The 2,774-nt window shown below is 61.9% G+C and carries 2 protein-coding genes and 1 pseudogene; 1 reads left to right on the top strand and 2 read right to left on the bottom strand.

Going from position 1 to position 2,774, the window contains the following annotated elements:
* Window positions 1–108: 108 nt before the first annotated feature.
* A complete protein-coding gene (locus tag B3C64_RS06645) occupies window positions 109–879 on the top strand; it encodes a type III pantothenate kinase (protein ID WP_291534594.1) in 771 nt (256 codons plus the stop codon).
* A gap of 42 nt (window positions 880–921) precedes the next feature.
* On the opposite strand, the gene B3C64_RS06640 is transcribed toward B3C64_RS06645, so the two are convergent.
* Complete coding sequence (locus tag B3C64_RS06640) at window positions 922–2,286, bottom strand: ABC transporter substrate-binding protein (RefSeq protein ID WP_291534598.1); 1,365 nt, start codon at window positions 2,284–2,286, stop codon at window positions 922–924.
* Between the two features lie 275 nt (window positions 2,287–2,561).
* A pseudogene (locus B3C64_RS06635) lies at window positions 2,562–2,774 on the bottom strand (hypothetical protein); the annotation flags it as partial.

Genomic DNA, 2,774 nt, shown 5'->3' with positions numbered 1-2,774 from the left:
GACCGCCGGCCAGGGCATGGCAGCGATCCTGACGTTTCCCGACCATTCACCACAACCCGCGACTGCTTCCGCAGCAATCCGCGGCAACCCTCATGAAGGAGAACCAATATGCTTCTGGTCGCCGTCGACATCGGCAACACCAACGTGGTCGTCGGATTCCTTGACGACGAACGCATCACCGGCACATACCGCATCACCACGAAGGCGAACCACACCTCCGACGAATACGGGCTGATGATCATGCAGTTCCTGCACCTGAGCGGATACACGCCGGGCGATGTCGGCGATGTGATCATCTCGTCCGTGGTGCCGAAGGTGATGCATTCGTTCCGCGCGAGCATCGTGAAGTTCCTCGACATCGACCCGATGGTCGTCGGGCCGGGCGTGAAGACCGGCATCAACATCCGCATGGACAATCCGCAGAACATGGGCGCCGATTGCATCTCCGACTGCGCGGGAGCCTACTACGAGTACGGCGGACCGATCCTCGTGGCCGATTTCGGCACCGCCACCACCTTCAACTACGTGACCGCGGACGCCTCGGTGATCAGCGGACTCATCACCACGGGCATCCGCACCGGCGCCACCGCCTTGTGGGACGCGACCGCGCAGCTGCCCGAAGTGGAGATCACACGGCCGAAGTCGATTATCGCGAAAAGCACGAAGCCGGCCATGCAGGCCGGCCTGTACTACAACTTCCTCGGCGGCATCGAACGCATCATCACGCAGTTCCATACCGAGATCGACGAGGATTTCCGCGTGGTCGCCACAGGTGGCCTCAGCCGCGTGTTCGCGAACGACACCGATATGATCGACATCTACGACCCGAACCTGATTTTCAAGGGCATGATGCACATCTACCGTCGCAACCGCCGGTGATCCATCCGCATCCCGCGCTCCGCGGGCGAACCGAATCGGCGGCTATCGAATCGTGAAGCCCTGGTTGGCGCCGTATTCCTCCAGATCCTTCTGCCACAGCGCAATGCCGTTCTTCAGCTTGAGACGGTCGGACGAATCGGTCTCCTTCAGGGTCTCTCCGATGTCGGTGTCGTCGACCATGCCGCCCGCCGCGATGATGTCGAGTCGGTCCTGCTCCTTGCGAAGCAGACTCGACCACTTGTACGCCTTGCCGACCGTGGAGCGGAAATCGCTGCGCGCGTAGACCTCGAACGGCAGATATTGGTAGCCCGTCGACACGTTCTCCGCGGCCTGGGACAGCACGCGGTTGTATTCCTGGCCGCCGAAATACGGCACTTCGACGCCGCGCTCGTCGGTCACCGTGGTCTTGCCCAGGAAATCGGGGTCGGACAACGTGTCGTTGTCGGCGGGGAACGCGCCGCCGTCCACGCGTGTTTTGATGGCGTCGGCGTTATGGCAGACGTATTCGATGAAACGGTATGACGCCTGCGGCTTGCGCGAGCGCTGCAGCACGGCGAGCGCCGATCCGCCGTTTTCCGAGGTGGCGGCCTTGCCGTCCGGCGTGGGCATCTGCGCCACCCTCCACAGGCCGGCCGACGACGGCAGGTTCGCCATCAACAGCGACGGCATCCATCCGCCGGAGAACATGGAGGCGACCTTCCCCTCGCCTACCGCGCTTTTCCAGGAGTCCGACCAGGTGGTCAGATTGGTGGCGACCAGCCCTTCGTCGATCATCTTCTGCCAGAATTCGGTGAATTCGCGCGTTCCTTCGTCATTGGTGAGGTTGATGCCCACGTTCTTGCCGTCGTTGGAGACGGAGAACGGACGCCCGCCGGCCAGCCAGATCATCGCGTCGTAGAAACTGGCGTCCCCCGAATCGGCGGTGATGTACACGCCGATTTTCTTGAGTTTTTTGGCGGCTTCGTAGTAGTCGTCCCAAGTGCGGATCTTCGACGCGTCGATGCCGGCCTGTTCGAACACGTCCTTGTTGTAGAAAAACGCCATGGGGCCGGAATCCATCGGAAGGCCGTATATCTGGCCGTTGAGCTGCACCGACGACCATGTGCCGGGCGTGTAGAAATCGGCGTAGGACTTCACCCGCTTGGTGATCGGCACCAGCTGGCTGCTCACGGCGTATTGGCGCAATGCGTAGTATTCGAGCTGCACCACGTCGGGGATGCCGTAACCGTCCTGGATGGCGTTGTTGAGTTTGTCGTATCCGCTGGTGTTCTTCCACACCACGTGGATGTCCGGATTCTCCTTTTCGAAGCCGTCGATGACCTGCTGCATGCTCGGCTCCCACGACCATACGGTGATTTCGGTGCGCGTGTCGGCATCGGCGCCGCATGCGGCCGCGCCCAGCACCATGACGGCCACGCCGCAGATGGCGATCAGCCGGTTCAGCAATTTCGATTTCACGCCCGCATCCTCCGTATTCGTCGACACGTCCTTATCGACTACCGAGTGTACTTCAGTGGGCTGTACTTCAGATGGCAGCACTCCAGATGGCCCGCATATACGTGCGCGGTATGGAAGAACGCCATGACAGCGTTTTTCCATACCGCGACGTCGATCTATGTCGTCAGCCGAAACGGTATCGTGCCGACTGGGGGACGCCCCTCATGCCGGCGCGATGCAGTCAATCAGCTCCGGTGACGGCGGACGGCGATCAGCACGCCCGCAGCGGCCGCGACGAGCACGACCAGTGCCACCGCGACTCCGGCGATGGCGGAACCCGTACTGCTGATGGTGCTCACCGTGCCGGTCTGGTCTGCGTCGGTATTGGAGCCATTGACGGAACCGTTGCCGTCGTTGTTACCGTTGCTGCCGGTTCCGGAGCCATTGCCACCGTTGCC

This window comes from Bifidobacterium sp. UBA6881 (assembly GCA_002451435.1).
Taxonomy (GTDB): domain Bacteria; phylum Actinomycetota; class Actinomycetes; order Actinomycetales; family Bifidobacteriaceae; genus Bifidobacterium.
The sequence above is the reverse complement of the archived record's forward strand: the minus strand, read 5'-3'. Positions and strand labels throughout refer to the sequence as shown.